The 17,935-nt window shown below is 68.0% G+C and carries 17 protein-coding genes and 1 riboswitch; of the genes, 3 read left to right on the forward strand and 14 right to left on the reverse strand.

Translation table 11 applies throughout. From position 1 onward, the window contains the following. Positions 1 to 293 precede the first annotated feature (293 nt). From DEIPR_RS13100 to DEIPR_RS13160, 14 genes are all read right to left on the reverse strand, one after another. Positions 294 to 1,178, reverse strand: coding sequence for a CoA transferase (locus tag DEIPR_RS13100; RefSeq protein ID WP_013623212.1), 885 nt, complete (start codon positions 1,176 to 1,178; stop codon positions 294 to 296). A 121-nt stretch (positions 1,179 to 1,299) separates the two neighbouring features. Next, positions 1,300 to 3,435 (reverse strand): xanthine dehydrogenase family protein molybdopterin-binding subunit, encoded by a 2,136-nt coding sequence (locus DEIPR_RS13105; RefSeq protein ID WP_013623213.1) that lies wholly within the window; start codon positions 3,433 to 3,435, stop codon positions 1,300 to 1,302. After that, on the reverse strand, positions 3,432 to 4,448 hold the full coding sequence (locus DEIPR_RS13110) for an FAD binding domain-containing protein (protein WP_013623214.1): 1,017 nt from the start codon (positions 4,446 to 4,448) through the stop codon (positions 3,432 to 3,434). Before DEIPR_RS13110 ends, DEIPR_RS13105 begins: the two co-directional genes overlap by 4 nt. Beyond that, positions 4,445 to 5,041, reverse strand: coding sequence for an aldehyde dehydrogenase iron-sulfur subunit (locus DEIPR_RS13115; RefSeq protein ID WP_013623215.1), 597 nt, complete (start codon positions 5,039 to 5,041; stop codon positions 4,445 to 4,447). The genes DEIPR_RS13110 and DEIPR_RS13115 overlap by 4 nt, the downstream gene beginning before the upstream one ends. Positions 5,042 to 5,213: 172 nt before the next feature. After that, entirely contained in the window at positions 5,214 to 5,474 is a 261-nt protein-coding gene (locus DEIPR_RS13120; protein ID WP_013623216.1) for a DUF2171 domain-containing protein, read from the reverse strand. Positions 5,475 to 6,661: 1,187 nt separating this feature from the next. Then, positions 6,662 to 7,369 (reverse strand): DUF421 domain-containing protein, encoded by a 708-nt coding sequence (locus tag DEIPR_RS13125; RefSeq protein ID WP_013623217.1) that lies wholly within the window; start codon positions 7,367 to 7,369, stop codon positions 6,662 to 6,664. A gap of 72 nt (positions 7,370 to 7,441) precedes the next feature. Further along, positions 7,442 to 8,440, reverse strand: coding sequence for a GTP 3',8-cyclase MoaA (moaA, locus tag DEIPR_RS13130; protein ID WP_013623218.1), 999 nt, complete (start codon positions 8,438 to 8,440; stop codon positions 7,442 to 7,444). A 123-nt stretch (positions 8,441 to 8,563) separates the two neighbouring features. Further along, positions 8,564 to 9,259, reverse strand: coding sequence for an adenosylcobinamide-GDP ribazoletransferase (locus DEIPR_RS13135; RefSeq protein ID WP_013623219.1), 696 nt, complete (start codon positions 9,257 to 9,259; stop codon positions 8,564 to 8,566). Positions 9,260 to 9,321: 62 nt separating this feature from the next. Next, positions 9,322 to 10,398 carry a nicotinate-nucleotide--dimethylbenzimidazole phosphoribosyltransferase gene (cobT, locus tag DEIPR_RS13140; RefSeq protein ID WP_013623220.1) on the reverse strand — a complete coding sequence of 359 codons (1,077 nt, stop codon included), beginning with the start codon at positions 10,396 to 10,398 and terminating at the stop codon, positions 9,322 to 9,324. 148 nt (positions 10,399 to 10,546) lie between these two features. Beyond that, the gene (gene cobU, locus DEIPR_RS13145; RefSeq protein ID WP_013623221.1) at positions 10,547 to 11,101 is read right to left on the reverse strand and encodes a bifunctional adenosylcobinamide kinase/adenosylcobinamide-phosphate guanylyltransferase; all 555 of its coding nucleotides are present in this window, start codon (positions 11,099 to 11,101) and stop codon (positions 10,547 to 10,549) included. Beyond that, positions 11,098 to 11,220: a hypothetical protein gene (locus DEIPR_RS14780; protein WP_013623222.1), complete on the reverse strand. Its 123-nt coding sequence runs from the start codon at positions 11,218 to 11,220 to the stop codon at positions 11,098 to 11,100. The genes cobU and DEIPR_RS14780 overlap by 4 nt, the downstream gene beginning before the upstream one ends. After that, positions 11,217 to 12,560, reverse strand: coding sequence for a cobyrinic acid a,c-diamide synthase CobB (locus DEIPR_RS13150; RefSeq protein ID WP_148232012.1), 1,344 nt, complete (start codon positions 12,558 to 12,560; stop codon positions 11,217 to 11,219). Before DEIPR_RS13150 ends, DEIPR_RS14780 begins: the two co-directional genes overlap by 4 nt. Further along, positions 12,557 to 13,132 carry a cob(I)yrinic acid a,c-diamide adenosyltransferase gene (gene cobO, locus DEIPR_RS13155; protein ID WP_049775335.1) on the reverse strand — a complete coding sequence of 192 codons (576 nt, stop codon included), beginning with the start codon at positions 13,130 to 13,132 and terminating at the stop codon, positions 12,557 to 12,559. The genes DEIPR_RS13150 and cobO overlap by 4 nt, the downstream gene beginning before the upstream one ends. Positions 13,133 to 13,220: 88 nt before the next feature. Continuing rightward, positions 13,221 to 14,096, reverse strand: coding sequence for an ABC transporter substrate-binding protein (locus tag DEIPR_RS13160; protein ID WP_013623225.1), 876 nt, complete (start codon positions 14,094 to 14,096; stop codon positions 13,221 to 13,223). Between the two features lie 160 nt (positions 14,097 to 14,256). Continuing rightward, positions 14,257 to 14,334, reverse strand: a riboswitch (cobalamin riboswitch). A gap of 102 nt (positions 14,335 to 14,436) precedes the next feature. Between DEIPR_RS13160 and DEIPR_RS13165 the strand changes: the two genes are divergently transcribed. Genes DEIPR_RS13165 through DEIPR_RS13175 form a run of 3 tightly spaced genes read left to right on the forward strand, consistent with a single transcriptional unit; the run spans position 14,437 to position 17,926 of the window. Then, positions 14,437 to 15,426 (forward strand): hypothetical protein, encoded by a 990-nt coding sequence (locus DEIPR_RS13165; protein WP_013623226.1) that lies wholly within the window; start codon positions 14,437 to 14,439, stop codon positions 15,424 to 15,426. Between the two features lie 30 nt (positions 15,427 to 15,456). Next, positions 15,457 to 16,692 carry an alanine--tRNA ligase-related protein gene (locus DEIPR_RS13170; RefSeq protein WP_013623227.1) on the forward strand — a complete coding sequence of 412 codons (1,236 nt, stop codon included), beginning with the start codon at positions 15,457 to 15,459 and terminating at the stop codon, positions 16,690 to 16,692. Positions 16,693 to 16,696: 4 nt separating this feature from the next. Next, the gene (locus tag DEIPR_RS13175) at positions 16,697 to 17,926 is read left to right on the forward strand and encodes an alpha/beta fold hydrolase (protein ID WP_013623228.1); all 1,230 of its coding nucleotides are present in this window, start codon (positions 16,697 to 16,699) and stop codon (positions 17,924 to 17,926) included. Positions 17,927 to 17,935: the final 9 nt, after the last annotated feature.

Genomic DNA, 17,935 nt, shown 5'->3' on the forward strand with positions numbered 1-17,935 from the left:
CTGTTTTCCCGCTCCTGCCGCAACCGGGCCGGCAGTTCCTGGTCATGGGCACCGCGCAACTGTGTGGACCGAAGCCCAGCGGTAAAATTCCCGGCCATTGCACCAGCCCGGGCGGGCCTGTGCCAGCCACTCTGCCAGCAGGTCCAGCGGCGAAAGGCCGCAGGCCAGCTCCGGCTACAGGTGCCCACATGACCAGGCCCACCGTCTCCGCGTCGGCTGCACTGCTCTGTACGATATGCAGTGCCCCACACAGCACGGCGAACTGTAGCCGGTTCCCGCTGAATCCCGGCCATTCACTGCGCGGTGCCGGCCACCTGTCCAGTGTCCAGCTGCACCGCATGTACCGGCAGGTCATGTTCCTCGGCCAGCCGGTTGCACTCGTCTACGCTCAGGCCGGCCAGCCACGTGGCCAGTTCCTGTTCTTCCAATGCCCCGGCACCGGCACCCAGCAGGTCCCGCAGCCGGGCGGCGAAATGCGGTTCCAGCGCCGCCACCCCAGCCCAGCCGCCCTGAACCGGGTAGAGCCGGTACTGCGGGTGGGCGCCTGAAAGCAGGCCCCCGCCCACGGTCATGCCAGCGTCCAGCGGCGCGGCGAAGAACCCGGCTGCCTGCTTGAGCCCCACGCGGGCGCAGCGCTGGGCCTGGCCCCGCTCACGCCCCAGCAGCAGCCCCAGCGCGGCGCGGGCAGCGTCCTGGGCACCGGCCAGGTCGGCCAGCAGGGTGCGCGGCATGGCCGGTGGCGACAGCAGCCCGGCCTGCAGCTGGTAGGTCAGGTCGTGGCCTGGCACCTCCGGCACGTCCGTATCGCCCACGATGGCGACCCAGCACAGCTGCGGGTTCAGGGCGTGCAGCGTCTCCTGGCTCACGCCCAGCCGCGCCAGGGCCGCCGGCCGCTGGCTGGTAATCAGCAGGTCGGCGCAGAGGAGCCGGCGCTGGAATTCTGCTTGTCCTTCCGGTGTGCGCAGGTTCAGGACCACGGTCTCCTGCCCCTGGGCCAGCTGCCGGTACAGCTCCGGGGCCGCCCAGGACAGCAAATCCCCGCCCGGCGGCTCCACTTTGGTCACAGCCAGACCCTGCTGGGTCAGCAGATGCGCGGCCGCCGGCCCCGGCAGGTTGATGGCGAGACTGACCGCATGGAACCCGGCCAGCGGGCTGGGCAGGGGCGTGAGAGTAGACAAGGGAACCTCCTGACAGGAAAGAGGAAGGGGCGGGCACACCGCGAACGGTTTGCTGGTCCGGAGCTGTGGTGGACAGGCTGAACGTACCTCATCCGCGGGGGCCTGTCCAGCCGCAGCGCCGCTACTCCACCAGCTTGTCCGGCGTGAACGGCAACTCGCGCAGCCGCTTGCCGGTCGCGTTGTAAATCGCGTTGCCGATGGCGGCCGGCACGCCCACGATGCCGATTTCACCGATGCCTTTGGCTCCGGTTGGGCCGAACATGGGGTCGGGGTGTTCGATCCAGCGGGCCTGCACATCCGGCACGTCGGCGTTGGCGGCGATGTGGTAGCCGGCAAAATCACTGTTCACGACATGGCCGTAGCCGGGCCGCGAGTCCAGGTAACTTTCCTCGTGCAGCGCGGCACTGATGCCCATTGTCATCCCGCCGATGAACTGAGAGTTGGCGGTCCGTGGGTTGATGATGCGGCCCCCGTCGTACACGCCGAGCATCCGGGTCACGCGCACTTCGCCGGTCACGCGGCTGACCTTCACTTCGGCAAAATGGGCACCGTAGGCATCGAGCACGTACTTCTTGGACTCGTCCGGGAAGTAGGCGCTGCCTTCGGCCTCGTCGCCTTCTGCCGGGGTCTGCCCATACTGGCTGCGGAACTTCACTGCCGCCACCATCACCGCGCTGCCCCAGTTGTAGGTGCCGGTGGAGCCGCCGGCCAGGTGGGCGAAGGGCAGGTCGCTGTGCCCCAGCTGCAGCTGAATTTCATTCTGGCTCACTTGCAGGGCGTCGGCGGCAATCTGAGTGAGTGCCGTCCATGCCCCGGTGCCGAGGTCGGCGGCGGCGATGCTCACCACATAGCGCCCGCCCGCGAAGCGCACGCTGGCCTTTGTCGGCACCGTCATCTGGCGCGGGTAGGTGGCGGCAGCGACGCCCATGCCGTACAGCCACTCGCCCGCCTGCCGCTCGCCGGGCGCTTTTCTCTCCTGCCAGCCGAACAGCCGGGCACCTTCCAGCAGGCACTCGTTCAGGTAATGGCTTGAATGGGGCTTGCCGCTTTCCGGGTCGGTGTCCGGCTTGTTGCGCAGCCGCAGCTCGATGGGGTCCATCCCCAGCCGCACCGCCAGCTCATCCAGGGCCGTTTCCTGCGCGAACATGCCCGGAAACTCGCCGGGTGCCCGCATGAACGTAGCGGGGCCGATGTCCAGCGGCACCATCCGCGTGGTCGTCTGCCGGTTCGGCGCGGCGTAAAGGTGGCGGGTGGCGTTGACCGTCTGCTCGGCGAACTGCTTGAGCCGGCTGCTGCTCTGGCTGACGTCGTGGGCGATGGCGGTCAGGGTGCCGTCCGCCGCTGCACCCAGCCGGAAGCGCTGATGGGTGGTCAGGCGGTGCCCCACCGAGCGGAACATCTGCTGGCGGGTCAGCATGTACTTTACCGGCCGGCCCGGCAGCCGCTTCGCTGCCAGCACCGCCAGCATGACCTGCGCGTGGGGAATGCCCTTGGCACCGAACGCGCCGCCCACGTAGGGCGAAATCACTTCGATCTGCTGCGGGAGCAGCCCCAGAAGCGGCGCCAGCATCAGCCGCACGAACGACACGCCCTGCGAAGCGTCGTAAATCTGCAGGCGGGGCCGCTCGCCCAGCACCCCCAGCACGCCTCCGAGCCGCTCACGGTCCCACGTCGCGGTGATGGAATGCATTTCCAGCGGGTTGTGGTGTTCGTAGGGCGTGGTATACACCTCGTCCACCGTGACTACCGCCTGCGCCAGCCCTTCTTCCAGCTGGCCCTGCTGCGTGTCGGCGGGTTTGCCGGTGTTGATCTTCTTCGGGTTGTATTCGCCGGGGTGCCCGGGGCGAAAGGCGGTGTCCTCCGCTTCGGCGACGTACTCCACCCGCACCAGGCCCGCCGCGTGGCGGGCGATTTCCTGCGACTCGGCCACCACCGCGCCGATGTACTCGCCGAAATAATGCACGTCGGGCGACTGCAGCAGGTACAGCTCGGCGTCGGTCTTGGCGAGCAGCCTGGGCGCGTTTTCATGCGTCAGCACGTCTACCACGCCGCTCACAGCGCGGGCTGCCGCTGCGTCGATGCGGCGGATTTTGCCCTTGGCGATGGTGGAGGTCAGCGGGAACAGGTAGAGCGGGTTCTCCACTGGCTGCTCGAAGGCGTAAGGCGCGGTGCCAGTCACTTTCAGTGGGCCGTCGATGCGGACCCGGTCCTGGCCGACGCTGCTTTCTGCCTTGCCGGTCCTCGCGTCGGCCGTCATGCCTCGCCTCCCTGCTCGGCGCGGCGCTGGGCCGTCTTGCCGCCGCATAGTTCCTCCAGCACCGACATTGCCGTATTGCGGAGCATCGGCACCTTGAAGGCGTTCTCCGGGCCGGTGCTGGCGCCCGACAGTTCAGCTTCGACCGCGGCGCGGAAATTCTCGGCGGTGGCGGGCTTCCCTTTCAGGGCAGCCTCGGCTTTGTCTGCCCGCCAGGGTTTGTGCGCGGTCCCTCCGAAGGCCAGCCGGATGTCCTGAATATGGCCGCCTTCTACCCGCAGCGCGGCTGCCACCGACACCAGCGCGAAAGCGTAGGACGCCCGCTCGCGTACCTTGCGGTAGGTGGAGTGCGCGGCGACGGGCAGCGGGGGAAGCTCCACCGCCGTAATCAGCTCGCCTGCTTGCAAGTTGGTGTCGAGGTGCGGCGTGTCGCCCGGCAGCCGGTGGAAGTCGCCAAAGGGAATGCGGCGCGCGCCCCCTTTGCCCTCCACAACGACGGCGGCGTCCAGTGCGGCCAGGGGAATGCACATGTCGGACGGGTGAACCGCCACGCAGTGCTCGGAGGTGCCCAGCAGGGCGTTGTATTTCCCAAAGCCGTGGATGGCCGAGCAGCCCGTGCCGGGTTCCCGCTTGTTGCACGGCGCCGTGAGGTCCTGAAAGTACACGCAGCGGGTGCGCTGCAGCAGGTTCCCGCCGGTGGTCGCCATGTTCCGAATCTGCCCGGAGGCGCCGGCCAGAATCGCCTCGGCCAGCATCGGATACCGCTGCCGGATGAGCGGATGCGCGGCCATGTCGCTGTTTTTCACCAGTGCGCCGACGCGCAGGCCGCCGTCCGGCAGCGGGGCGATTTCGGTCAGGTCAAGGCGCGACACGTCCACCAGCGCCGACACCTCGCGGATGCCCAGGCGCAGGTGGTCCACCAGGTTGGTGCCGCCTGCCAGGTACGCGCCCTGGGGCGGCAATTTATCCAGGGCGTCGGCGACGCTCTGTGCCCGTTCGAAGGTGAAAGGTTTCATCCCCTGACCTCCGCGCCGGCCGGGGCCGGGGGCGTGGCCTGTGCCTGCATGGCCTCCCCGACCTCCTTGATGGCCGAGACGATGTTCACATACGCTCCGCAGCGGCACAGGTTCCCGCTCATGCGCTCGCGGATTTCGGCGTCGCTAAGTTGCGCCGCTGCCCGCACGTCCGGCGTGACGTGGCTGGGCATTCCCTGCGCGAGTTCGTCCAGCATCCCCACCGCCGAGCAGATTTGCCCCGGCGTGCAGTACCCGCACTGAAAGCCGTCGTGGTCGAGGAAGGCCTGCTGCATGGGGTGAAGCTTCTGCACGCTGCCCAAGCCCTCGGCAGTCACGAGGTCGGCGCCGTCGTAGGACGCGGCGAGGCACAGGCACGACAGCACGCGCTTGCCGTCAGCAAGCACCGTGCAGGCTCCGCACTGCCCGTGGTCGCAGCCTTTCTTGACGGACATCACGCCGAGGCGGTCGCGCAGGGTGTCCAGCACCGAGGCGCGGGGGTCGAGGTCGAGGCGGTAGGACATGCCGTTGACGGTCAGCTGTACCGGAGTGGTGAGCGCCTGTGGCTGCGGCGGTGAGGTGGTGTCGTCTTGCATGTGGGCCTCCGTAGGGTAGGGAACGGCTGTTGGAAGTTGAGAGTTGGAAGTCCTAGTGTACGCTCCGCGCCCCTCAGACAAGGGAATATGCCCCACTGGACGTGAAAAAGCCCCCGCCAGTCGGTTCTGGAAGGGGGCCGGGGTTCTGCGTTCTTCTGTGTTTTTCCGTGGTTCAGTCGCGGTGCTGCGGATGGGGGTCTTCGGTCAGCCACTGCTGGGCCACCTCGGCGTGGCTGAGGTTCAGGTGAACGTACTCGTCCACGTGGTCCACGGCGCTGAGCGGCAGCCAGTGGTGCTGGCCCTGCTCGTCCTTGACCAGCTTGATGTAGTCGCCGTCCAGGTGGTCTACCAGGCCGTGGTTGTTTCCCTCGGCGCAGAAGACAGGCATGTGCTTGGTAATCAGATCGCGGTGGGTGGTGTTGGTCATGCTCATGAGCTTAGACGCTGGCGGGCCTGGGATGGTCAGGAGCGGGTTGGCTCCTTCTTTAAATCTCTCAGCCGCAGGACCTGCGCAAGGGAGGGCAGAGCTGCGAAATCCTGCCGCGCCGTTTGCAACAAGCCACCCGCCACGTTCTCCATCTTTGTCTAAAGTTCCTGAACCCTTCTCATTTTTGATGAGGTCTTGGACGGTACCGGGGAGACAAGCCGACTCATCAACAGTGCTGAAGCCACGCACTGAAAGACCTCAGCCCTGAAAGCCCTCAGCACGGCCTCCGATTACCAGCCAGGGGTTCTTGATTCGGTCATGCTCCTGTAGGGCAGTGCTGCCGAGTGACAGCTCTACCGCCTCAGGCCCGTACGTCATGGCACGCGGAAGCCGAGCACGGCCGATGTTGAACCTTCAGAGCAAAGCAGCAACTACCTGTCAGGACCGCGCCGACGGTCCGCTTATGACCGTCGTTCGCAGCGGCGCGTTTACCGCTGGAGCGCTGCCTGGTGAGCTGGAGAGTCCCTGAAGCGAGGCGTGATTTCGTAACCCACAGCCGTGAAGTCACCATTGCCCGGCCTTCCGCCATTAGTGCCACCGAAATAGTGCTGCCTGCACACTGGCTACGTCCTGAGCAGACCGCGGCCACAGCCCAGTCATAATCTGCTGTTCCAACCTAAAGTTGGACGGGCGGGGGGGCGCAGACCAGGGGCGAATGAATAGCCCTGTTTTCGACCTCTCTGAGGCACTGAGCTTTCAAGCCCTGACTCTCTGCACAGGAGATTGAGTCTCTCTCTCCTAAAATCCCTTAGGAAAGAAGAAGTCTAGCTGCTGATGAATTTCGCCCTATCCCGTACTCCTCAACCGTCCGCCGAGGGGCCTTCTCGTCCATTCTGTGAGGAAGCTGTCTACCCTCTTATATAATATTCAGATTACAAAAATTAAGATAACCCCACACCTTTCTCCTCTTCCCTCCAAGGAGAAGCTTTAGCCCAAGCGAATGCTTAGAGGAGAACACAGTTGCCACAGCGAAAGCATTAGCCCTGAAGCAAACAGATCGAAAGGCATGTAGTAGATAGAGGGACTATGTGACTTGTCTATGTGTAATTCGCAGATTATCTCTTTTAGCCAGGGAAGAGCACTTCCCGTGAGCAACCCAGAACACCGGCAAGGACAGGGCAGACAACCGTAGATCAGGAAGCATGCAGCAAAGGGTCAACAACAGCAGGAACCGTCTCTTGGCCTCCACATAAGCAAGCCGTATCGCCCTTCTCATCCACCGGAGACCCACAGGAAGCACACACCAGCGGGCCAGCATTCGCACCTGTCAGCGGCCGGGGAGGTTCCAAGTCCCAGGGCGGCACCACCTGCAGACCTGGGGGCGCCTCACCGGGAGGATGCTTGAACACGCTAAATGTCCCGTTCTGCTCCAGATAAGCGCGCTGCACCTCTCCCAGCTGGCGCACGCCCTCACGGCGCAGGTACTCGAACACGTCCTCCTGGCTAAGGTTGGCACGGCGCATGTTCTCCAGGTTCAGCACGCCGCTGCGTACCATTTCCAGCGGGATACCCTGCAGCAGGGTTTCTACCGTCTCACTGCGGACAATCAAAACTGAAATCACATGCTGCATTCCCACCACCAGAGCCAGGGCCAGCATGCCGTGCAGCAGAGGAACATCCGCGTAAAACATCGGATCACCGGCAGCCGAACCCAGCGCGATCACGATCGCCAGCTCCAGCGGGCCCAGCTGCGTCAAGCTGCGCTGACCCGACAGCCGCAGCAGCAGCAGCAGCCAAGCAAAAATGACCACCGTGCGGAACACGATTTCCAGCATGAAAAGCGGGGTCATCTCCCCGATGAACATGCGGTGCCAGTCAAACGGCTGAATGTCAGCACTCACAGGCGGACCACCCAGGAGAACATGGAATCTGTCACATTCTTCAGTGTAGCGCCTGCCCCTGGCCTGTCAGGCTCAGCCGCCGATAAAGCTCATCTCAATCCGGGGCCGCCCTGCAGTCTGCTCCCCGCGTTCCTCCGAGTAGCGGTCACGCCGGGCGCGCCACAGGCCAGCGACGCGGTCATGCAGCTGGGCATCATTCTCGCCGGCCCGCAGAGGGGTCTTGAGGTCATACCCCTCGCCTGCAAACAGACAGGTATAGAGGCTGCCGGTTGCAGAGAGGCGCAGCCGGGAACAGTCGCCACAGAAGGGGGCCGTCACACTGGAAATCAGGCCCACTTCATACCCATCCTGAGACGCGAACCGGCTGGCCACCTCGCCGGGATGGCGCGGCGGCAGCGGCGTAAAGGTAAGGTCTTCACCGGCCAGGCGCTCTAGCACCTCGGCGGACGGCAGCACATGGCCCAGGTCCCAGCCGTTGTGGTTGCCCACATCCATGAATTCGATAAAGCGGACCGTGGCCTTACCGCGCAGCTCACGCCAGAACTCGGCCAGGCCAGCGTCGTTGGCGCCGCGCTTGACCACCGTATTCAGCTTGACGCCCAGGCCGGCGCTCAGGGCCGCGTCGATACCGGCCAGCACCTTCTCGGGCGACACCCCCAGGCCGTTCATCTGTCCAAACGTTTCGGCGTCCAGCGCGTCCAGACTGACCGTGACGCGCTGCAGCCCCGCCGCCTTCAACTCAGCAGCGAAGCGGGGCAACAGCAGACCGTTGGTGGTCATGGCGAGGTCCTGGACGCCTTCAATCCGCGCCAGCTGCGCCACCAGCATCGGCAATTCGCGCCGCAGCAGCGGTTCGCCGCCGGTCAGCCGCAGTTTCTGCACGCCCAGGCCCACCATGACGCGACTGACCCGCTCGATTTCCTCGAAGGACAGCAGCTCGCTCTGGGGCAAAAAGGCGTAGTCGGGACCAAACACCTCGGCCGGCATGCAGTAGGTGCAGCGCAGGTTGCAGCGGTCGGTGACCGAAATCCGCAGGTCGCGTAAGGGGCGGCCGAACTGGTCAGTAATCAAGGGAGGTGGTCCTTTCTGGCCTGACAGCGCAGGCAGCGGTCGTCGCTGAGAGAGGGCCACTCTAGCAGGGCCGGACCCGGCGGAACCGTGACGCCCGGCGCAGGCACGGGCAAGGAGCAAGGCTCAGCCAGCTGCCCAGGTCAGAGCCGAGAGCAGCCCCAGCAGCACGCCCAGTTCGCCCACACCGATCAATAGACCGTAGACATCGCCGCTGATGCCCCCGCCCAGGCGGCCTGCCGCCCAGCGGGCCATCAGCAGCATCAGCGCCAGCGCCAGCAGGGCACCGGCCCAGACACCGTCCAGCAGAACCAGCGGAGCCGCCAGCAACAGGGCAGGCAGCATGCGGCCCTCGCGGGAGCGGGCCCCCAACGATTCGGCGCGGGCAGCCGGGTACAGGTTCATGGGCAGCAGCACCAGCGCCCGCGCGGTGACGGCAGCGGCCAGCGGAGCGTAGAGCGGTAGCCCGGCCGCCAGCAGACTCCAGAACGTGAGCAGGTACAGCACACCGCTGCCCAGGCCGAACGCCCCCACATGCACGTCCTTCAGGATATCCAGGCGCTGGGCCGGAGTTTTGGTCGCCAGCAGGGCGTCAGCGCTGTCCACCAGACCGTCGAAATGGAGCCAGCCGGTCAGGCCCAGCCACACTCCCAGGGTGAGGGCTGCCCCCACCCCATCCGGCAGCGGCCCGGTCAGCCAGAGCGCCAACGCCGCCAGCCCACCCACCAGATACCCGGCCAGCGGGTAGTAGGCGCTGGCACGGGCAAAGTCGCCGGGGCGCACGTCCACCGGGGGCAGCGGCACGGCGGTCAGGAAAGCCACGGCCAGATGGGCGGCGCGGAGCTGCTCGCCCAGCCAGCCGCCTATCCGTCCACGCGGGCCGGTCAGCCCGGCACCCCCGCTTCCTCGAAAGTCTGCATCTCACGCAGGGTGGCTGCCGCTGCCCGCAGCAGGGGCAGGGCCAGCACTCCGCCGCTGCCTTCGCCCAGACGCAAGCCCAGGTCGAACATGGGTTTCAGGCCCAGGTGGGCCAGCTGCACGGCGTGCCCACGCTCGGCGCAGTGGCCGGCCGGGAACAGGTAATCGCCCATCTGCGGGCAAAGCGCGGTGCCCACCAGGGCGGCACTGCCCTCCACGAAGCCGTCCAGCACGATGACCCGGCGCTGAGCGGCCGTTTCCAGCATCATGCCCAGCATGGCGGCAATCTCGAAGCCGCCGAACTCGGCCAGCACGGCGATGGGGTCCGTCACCGGGCTGCGGCCGAGCGCCTCGCGGACCACGCCGACCTTATGGGCCAGCCGCTCGTCATCCACCCCGGTGCCGCGGCCGGTCACCTCGGCGGCGTCCAGGCCCAGCAGCCGGGCCGTGATGGCCGCAGCGGGGGTGGTGTTCCCGATCCCCATCTCGCCCGGCACGATAAAGTCGGCGCCGTCCTCAATCGCCCGGCGGGCCAGCGCGGCGCCGGCCAGAATCAGCGCGTAGGTTTCCTCGGGAGACATGGCCGCTTCAAAGCGCAGGTTGCGCGTGCCGCGCCGCTGCTCGCCCTGGTACAGGGCCGCGCGGTGTAGGGCCGGGTGGGTGGGCAGCTCGGCGTCTACTCCAGCGTCCATCACGTACACCCTGGCGCCCAGGGTGCGGGCCAGCACATTAACAGCGGCGCCCCCCGGACCGGCGCGGGTCTCGGTGAGGAAATTCATCACCATCGCCGGGGTGACCTCGGGCGGGTAGGCGCTGACGCTGTCCTGGGCCACGCCGTGGTCCCCAGCCGCCACCAACACGGCGGCCCCCTGCGGCGCTGGCTGCTCGCTGCCGAACACGCCGGCCAGCCGCACCGACAGGGTTTCCAAGTCGCCCAGGGCGCCGGCCGGTTTGGTGAGCTGGGCCTGGCGGGCCTGAGCACGGGCCATGGCAGCCCGGTCGGCAGGAACAATGCGGCTAAGTAAAGGGTACAGTGGATTCATAGTTTTTCTCCTGGGAAAGTGCGCCGGCCCACAGGAAGGCGGCACTTCATCTGTTCAGGTACTATTCCAGTTTGACCTGTCAAATTTCTGTCTGGGAAGAACAAAAAGCGGGCCAGCTGCCGCGCGGAGGGCACCCCTGCCTGGCCTTTCATCGCCCGGCGGAGGAAGCTGGGCTCTTCCCTCCCACCTCTCCTTTCAGGGCCAGCGGCAGCCCGCTGACCAGCAGCCAGGCCTGGTCGCTCTCGGCGGCGCAGCGCTGGTTGACCCAGCCCAGCAGGTCGCGGTAGCGCCGCGCCAGGGCGTTCTCCGGCACGATGCCGAACCCCACCTCATTGGTGACTAGCACGGTGAGGCCTTCGCGCTGGCGGGCGGCGGTCAGCAGGCGGGCGGCGGCATCCAGCACGGCCCCATCGGACCAGCCGGCCAGCATCAGGTTGCTGACCCAGAGGCTGAGGCAGTCCAGCAGCACCGTACCGGGCGCGGCCGCAGCGAGAGCGGCGGGGACGTCCAGCGGTTCTTCCACCGTGGACCACCCCGCCGGGCGGTCCACACGGTGCCGGGCGATGCGTTCCCTCATCTCGCCGTCGAACGCCTGGGCGGTGGCGAGATAGGTGACAGGTCCGCCGCGCCCCGCCGCCAGCCGCTCGGCAAAGGAGCTTTTGCCGCTGCGGGCGCCGCCGGTCACGAAAACCAGTTCGCTCACAGCAGCCGCCCCCGGCTTCTGAGCCAGTTACGCGCAGCCTGCTGGGCAGTCACCACGTCCAGGCGGACAGCATGCTCCATCCACACCACCAGCTGCGGCCAGGCGGGACGGCGCGTCATGACCGGCACGCGTTCACCACTCGCCGCGCCAGGGCCGGGTCGGCGCCATAGTGCAGGTGCAGATAGCTTGCCAGCACGTTGCCCTGGGCGTGGCCTTCTTCCACGACCTCGCCCGCATGGCCGGTCCAACGGTAGGCCGGATGGGTGGGTAGGTCCAGCCGCTCGGAGTAGTGGAACTCGTGCCCGCGCAGCTGCGCGCCCGCCGGGGCCAGCGGCGAAGCGGCCAGCGCCCGCGCCTCGCGGTAGCCCAGGCTGAGGCGCGGCTGCATGCGGGTGCGGGCGGGAATGACGCTGCACATCGCGTGCGTGCGGCCTTCCAGGTCCTCCAGCGTCTCGCCCAGGTACATCAGCCCGCCGCATTCCCCGATGACCGGGCGGCCGGCAGCGGCAAAGTCACGGACGGCCCGCCGCATGGAGACGTTGGTGCTCAGCTGAGCGGCGTACAGCTCCGGATAACCGCCGCCCAGCAGCAGACCGCCCACCCCCGGCGGCAGGGCCACATCCCGCAGCGGGCTGAAGGGCAGCAGCTCGGCGCCGGCCAGGCGCAGTTCGTCCAGGGCGTCGGGGTAATAAAAGGAAAACGCCTCGTCCCAGGCGTAGGCGATGCGGGCACTGGCCGTGGGGAACTGAAGCGGCTCCATGGCTTCCAACGCAGGCAAGCGGGTGGCCGCCAGCAACGCGTCCAGCCGCAGAAAGCGGGCGGCATGCAGCGCGGCGGCCTCGTCCCAGCCGGCTTCGCTGGCGGCCAGCAGGCCCAGATGCCGCTCGGGCAGGTGCAGCGCCGGGTCGGCCGGGATAAAGCCCAGCAGTGGCAGCCCCACCTCTGCCAGCGCCACTTCACACAGCTGGGCGTGGCCTTCGCTGCCCACCCGGTTGAGAATCACGCCGGCCACGTCTACCCCAGTCCCGAAGTCGCGCAGGCCGGCCGCCAGCGCCGCCACCGTGCGGGCCATACCGCCGGCATCAATCAGCAGCACCACGCGCAGGCCCAGCTGCCGGGCCAGGTCAGCGCCCGAATGTTCGTCGGAGGTAGGGTCGCGGCCGTCGTACAGGCCCATTACCCCTTCCACCACGCTCACGTGGGCGGCATTCGCGGCGCGGGCGAACAGCACCCCGACACGCTCCGGCGGCAGCAGGAACGAGTCGAGGTTGCGTGCTGGCCGCCCAGCCGCCCGGCTCAGGTGGGTGGGGTCCAGGTAATCGGGGCCCAGTTTGAACGGCTGCACGCTCAGCCCGCGTGCCCGCAGGGCCAGACACAGCAGTGCCGCTGCCGTGGTCTTGCCGCTGCCCGACGACGGCGCGGCCAGCACAAAGGCGCTTCGGAGAGCAGCAGAGTTCAATATTCAATCCCTTTTTGACCGCCGATGCCCGCCTCGTAAGCATGCTTGACGGGCCGCATCTCGGTGACGGTGTCGGCCAGGGCCACCAGCTCGGGCAGGGCGCCGCGCCCGGTAATCACCACGTGCAGGTCAGGGTCCCGGCCGCGCAGCACCGCTTCCACCTCGGGCCAGGGCACCCAGCCGTAGCTCAGGGGATAGGTGAACTCGTCCAGCACCAGCAGGTCGTACTCGCCGCTTTCGATGGCGGCGCGGGCCAGCGCCCAGCCGTGTGCGGCCAGCTCGGCGGAGCCGTCCAGGTCGCGGCTGCGCCAGGTAAAGCCGTCTCCCAGGCCCTGGTAGGGCAGCTCCAGGGCGTCCAGGGTGCGGTGTTCCCCGAAACTGGCCCCCTCTTGCTTGAGAAACTGAAACATCTTGACGCGTAAGCCCCGCCCGTGGGCCCGCATCATCAGGCCCAGGGCGGCGGTGCTTTTGCCTTTGCCGTCGCCGGTATTGACCAGCAGCAGCCCGCGCCGGCCCCTGGAAACGTCCTCCCGCTTGCGGTAGCGGCTGCGGGCCTCCGCCAGCTCGCGCATGGCGGCTTCCCGGCGCTGGCGGGTGGCGTCGCCTGTCAGGTCGCCTGTCACGCCCACTTCCCTGCCGCGCTCACTTCAGCGCTCCGGGTCATTTCAGCGCTTCAGGGTGAATCATGCGAATCAGGGCGCGCATGGCCTGCGGCAGCCGGGGGCCGGGGCGCGAAAGGGCGTCGCGCTCCGCGGCGGTGGGCTTGTACACGCGCCCAGCGCGCACGGCCTGCAGGTTCTGCCAGCCGGGACGGCGCCGGGCCTCTTCGGGGGTCAGGCCAATCATCACCTGCGGGTTGCTCCTGACAATCAGTTCCGGGTCAATCTTGGGAAAGTCGCCTAAGCTGGCCGGCACGATGGTCCTGCCCCCGGCGCGGGTCATCAGGGTGCCAATAAACGAGTTGGGGCCCACCGAGTAGGGTGTCGGGTCCACCTCATAGTAGGTGCTGACCTTGGGGCGGTTCACCACGGTGCGCTCCAGGGCGCTCAGGTCGCGGCGCATGGAGCTGACCAGGCGGGTGGCGCCGCTCTCACGGTTGGTGAGCCGGCCCAGCACCACGATTTTCTGAAACACCTCGTTGTAGGTCTGGGCAGTGCCGCCGTACACGGTCAGGCCGGCCGCTTCCAGCCGGGCAGTCAGGCGCGAGGAGCTGGATTCGTCGGCCAGCACCAGGTCCGGCTTGAGGGCCACGATTTTCTCGATGTTCGGCTGGAACCCGTTGCCCACCTTGGTGATGTTGTCGGTGACGTTCTTGGGATAGTTGGAGTACTCGTCGATGCCGACCAGCTTGCCGCCGGCGCCGATGGCAATCAGGGTCTCGGTGTGCGAGGGCAGCATCGCCACGATGCGCATGGGTTCTTTTTTCAGGACCACGCGGCGGCCTAGGTCGTCGGTCACGGTCAGCGGGTAGGAGGTGGCCTGCGCGGCAGTGCTCAGGGCCAGCAGCAGGGCGGCGGCCAGGGTCTTGTGGGTCATAAGTTCCTCTTGGTGCTGGACTTGCAGCTGGGGCAGGCGCACACGAAAAACCGGCCTCAGCAAAGGCTGCAGCGCGGAAGAGGAACAGGTGAACTCTGGCGGCTGGGCCCTTTGACGGCGAAGGGTGGGCGCGGCCCGCAGGCGGCGGCCCAGCTCAGGAGGCATTCGGGCTCGCGGGGGGGCCTTTGCCCCTCCACATACCGCTGCGCGACAGCGCCGGATTCTCACCGGACTTCCCCTCGGTCTGAGTGCTGCTCAGCGTAGCAGATGGCGCGGGGGAAAAGCCCTCTCTGACTGCCGAGTCAGGCTTTTGCCATGCGGATGGGGCATAGTAACGGACATGACGCACCTGCGCTCCCCCCTTCACTTTGCCGCGCTGCTGACCACATTGGTCCTGCTCCCCGCTGCCGCTGCCCAGAGCACGCAGGAGGCGGGCGCAGCCCAGAGTCCACGCTTCGGCGTGCCCGAAAATTACTTCGGACGCTTTGGGGGCGTAACGCCCATTCTGGAGCTGGACGCCAAGAACGACGTGACCCGTATCGGCCTGGGCGGGCTGCCGCTGCCCACCGAACACGACCTGCGCTTTACCGTCGCCAACCGGCCGGAGCAGAACCTGTGGGACTATTCGCTGTCCACCCGCATGAACAACACCACTTACCTGGTCGGTATCGAGAACGACGTGCGCCGCGCCGAAGTCCTGCACAATCCCTACACCGGCCCGCAGTTTACCGGCGTGGTCCGGGAAAAGGGCCTGTCCGAGCTGTCGGCGGGGTACGCCTTCACGGCGCTGAACGGCCAGGCCTACATCTACAACAAAGCGGGCCTGGCCGCTTCGGGCGAACGGCGTGAGCCTTTCACCTACTCGCAGGTGGGAACGGCCTACACCGAAAAGGTAGGCGGCGTGAGCTTCCGCGTGGCCCCGCTGGCCCGGCTGTACCTCTACCCTTTCGAGGGCAAGGCCCACTCCAGCGCCGAAGTGCTGGTCAGCGCCACCGCCACCCCGACGCCGCAGCTGCTGCTGGAAGCCAGCCACCTGGAACGCTTTGCAGCCGGCGAGTCGGTCATTCCCGACTATGGCCAGGCGCGGGCGCAGGAAACCAGCCTGTATGCCACCTACCGCCTGCCTTACGCGGGCGACCCGGCTTTCGGTGTAGGGGCGGTGCGCGGCGGCTACACCCACAACTGGCAAAACGACTGGAACTATTACCGGGGTGACCTGTTCCTGCGCTCCAACCTGCTGCCGGTCATGGTCGGCCCCCGCGCCGAATACCGCGTGGCTCCGGACGGCACCGGGCAGTGGGTGTACGGCTTCGTGACCCTGGGCAAGTAAAGGGGCTGAGCCTGGTCTAGAGTGCAGGGCATGACTTCCACGTCCGCTGCACCTGCCCCCACCCGCCGCCTGGACCACGCCGCGCCGCTGGACCTGCACTTTCGGGCGCAGGTGGTGGCCGCTGCAAAGGGAGAAGTCGCCCTGGACGCTTCCGCCTTTTATCCGCAGGGCGGCGGGCAAAACGGTGACTGCGGCTGGCTGCGGGCTGGGGAGCAAAGCTGGAAGGTGACCGGCACCCGGCTGGACAAGGCCAGCGGCGCCGTATGGCACGCAGTCGAGGGCGAACTGCCGCCGGTCGGCACCCAGCTGGACGGCGAGGTGGACGCCTATAGCCGCCTGCGCCAGATGGCCCGCCACACCGGCGAACACCTGCTGGCCCAGGCGTTTGCCCGCGTCAATCCTGCCTTTGAGGTGGCGGCGGTGGGCATGCGCGGCCCCGACTGCACGCTGGACCTGCGCGGCGACCCCAGCGAAGCCGACGCCCAGGCCGCCGAGGCGCTGCTGCGGGAGGTGATGGTGGCCGGACCGCTGCGGCTGGACACGCAGCTGGTGCCCCACACCGAGCTGCGCGCCTATCCGCTGCGCCGCGCCACCCCGCTGACCGGGGACGTGCGGCTGGTCATGTTCCGGGACGCGGCAGGCGACCTGTTCGACGTGAGCGCCTGCGCCGGCACCCACCTGCCACTGGGCAACCTGGCCGCGCCGGTCACCGTGCTGGGGCTGGAGCGCATCAAGGCGGGGCTGACCCGCGTGACCTTCCGCGCCGGGCCGGAAGCGGCGGAGTATCTGGGCGGGGTGTACCGCGACACCCGCGCCCTGGCCCAGAGCTTCAGCACCGGCCCCGCCGGGCTGGCCGAGCGTGTAGAGGCCCTGCGCAGCGAACGCGACCGCCTGGCAGCCGAAGCGCAGGCTCTGCGGACGGCGCTGGCCGGCGCGCTGGTAGACGCGGCCCCTGCAGAGACGGCCGGCAGCGTGACCCTGCGCCTGCTGAGCCTGCCCGAAGAAGGACTGCTGGCCCCGGTGCTGGGCAGCGTACCGGCCGGAGAAGTGCGGGCCGCCGTGGCCGGGGAGCGCTGCGGAGTAGGCAGCGGTGTCCCGGAGCTGGACGCCGGGGCCGTGCTGCGCGCCGCCCTGGTAGTGACGGGTGGGCGGGGCGGTGGCCGCGCCGCGCTGGCGCAGGGGCAGACCGCAGCGCCGCAGGGGTTCCTGGCCGAGGTGCGCCGGGCCGTGGCGGAGGACAGCGCCGGGACCGGGAGCGTAGGCTAAAGCCATGCCCCTGCAACTGCCCGGCCTGCACCTTCAGGACCTGCACCTCAGCGTGCCGCTGAATCACGCCGACCCCACTGGACCCGAGCTGGAGATTTACGCCCGCATCGTGACGGCCGAGGGCGGCGCACAAAAGCCTTATCTGCTGTTCTTGCAGGGCGGCCCCGGCGTGGAGGGCCCGCGCCCGGCCGCGCTGGCCGACCTGCCCGCCTGGCAGAAGCGGCTGCTACAGGACTACCGGCTGGTGCTGCTGGACGGGCGCGGCACCGGGCGGTCCACGCCGGTGGGCCGGCTGAGCGGCAGCGCCCAGGAGCAGGCCGACTATCTGAGCCACTTCCGCGCCGACGCCATTGTCCACGACGCCGAAGCGGTCCGCCGGGCGCTGGGAGCCGAGCGCTGGAGCGTGCTGGGGCAGTCGTTCGGAGGATTTTGCACCCTGAGTTATCTGTCGCTGTTCCCGGAAGCGGTGGCAGAAGCGCTGTTCACGGGCGGCCTCCCCGCGCCGGGCCGGCACATCGACGAAGTGTACGCGCTGACCTGGGCCACGCTGCGCGCCAAGTCGGAGCGGTACTACCGCCGCTTCCCAGAGGACCGCGCCCGCATCGCCGCCCTGATGGAACGGGCCGGGGCCGGCAGGCTGCGCAGCGAACACGACGAGGAAATCACGCCCGAAATGCTGCGCCGGCTGGGGATGCACCTGGGGTCGGACGGCGGCGCCGAGCGGCTGCACTTTTTTCTGGAGCACCACCCGGATTCGCCGGTGTTCCGCGCCGGCATCCGGGCCATGCTGCCGTTTCAGGCCAGCCATCCCATCTACCTGCTGCTGCACGAAGCCTGCTGGGCCGACGCGCAGGTGACCGGCTGGTCGGCCGAGCGCACCATGCCCGCCGACTTTGCCGCCGACCCTACCCTGCTGGCCGGTGAGCATGTCCACCGCGACTTTCTGCGGCATGATCCCCGGCTGCGCCCCTACACTGAAGCGGCCGAACTGCTGGCGGCGCGGGCTTGGGGGCCACTGTACAGCCGCGAACGCCTGCGCGAAGTGCAGGTGCCGGCAGCGGCCGCCATCTACGTGGACGACGCCTTCGTGCCGTTCGAATTCTCGCGGCAGACGGCGGCGCTGCTGCCGGGCCTGAGCACCTTCATCACCGACGAGTACGAGCACGGCGGCATCCGCTCCAGCGGCGAGCGGGTGGTGGACCGTCTGCTGGGGCTGGCGCAGGGGCGGCTGTGAGGCTCCGCC

Source organism: Deinococcus proteolyticus MRP, from assembly GCF_000190555.1.
Classification (GTDB): Bacteria; Deinococcota; Deinococci; order Deinococcales; family Deinococcaceae; genus Deinococcus; species Deinococcus proteolyticus.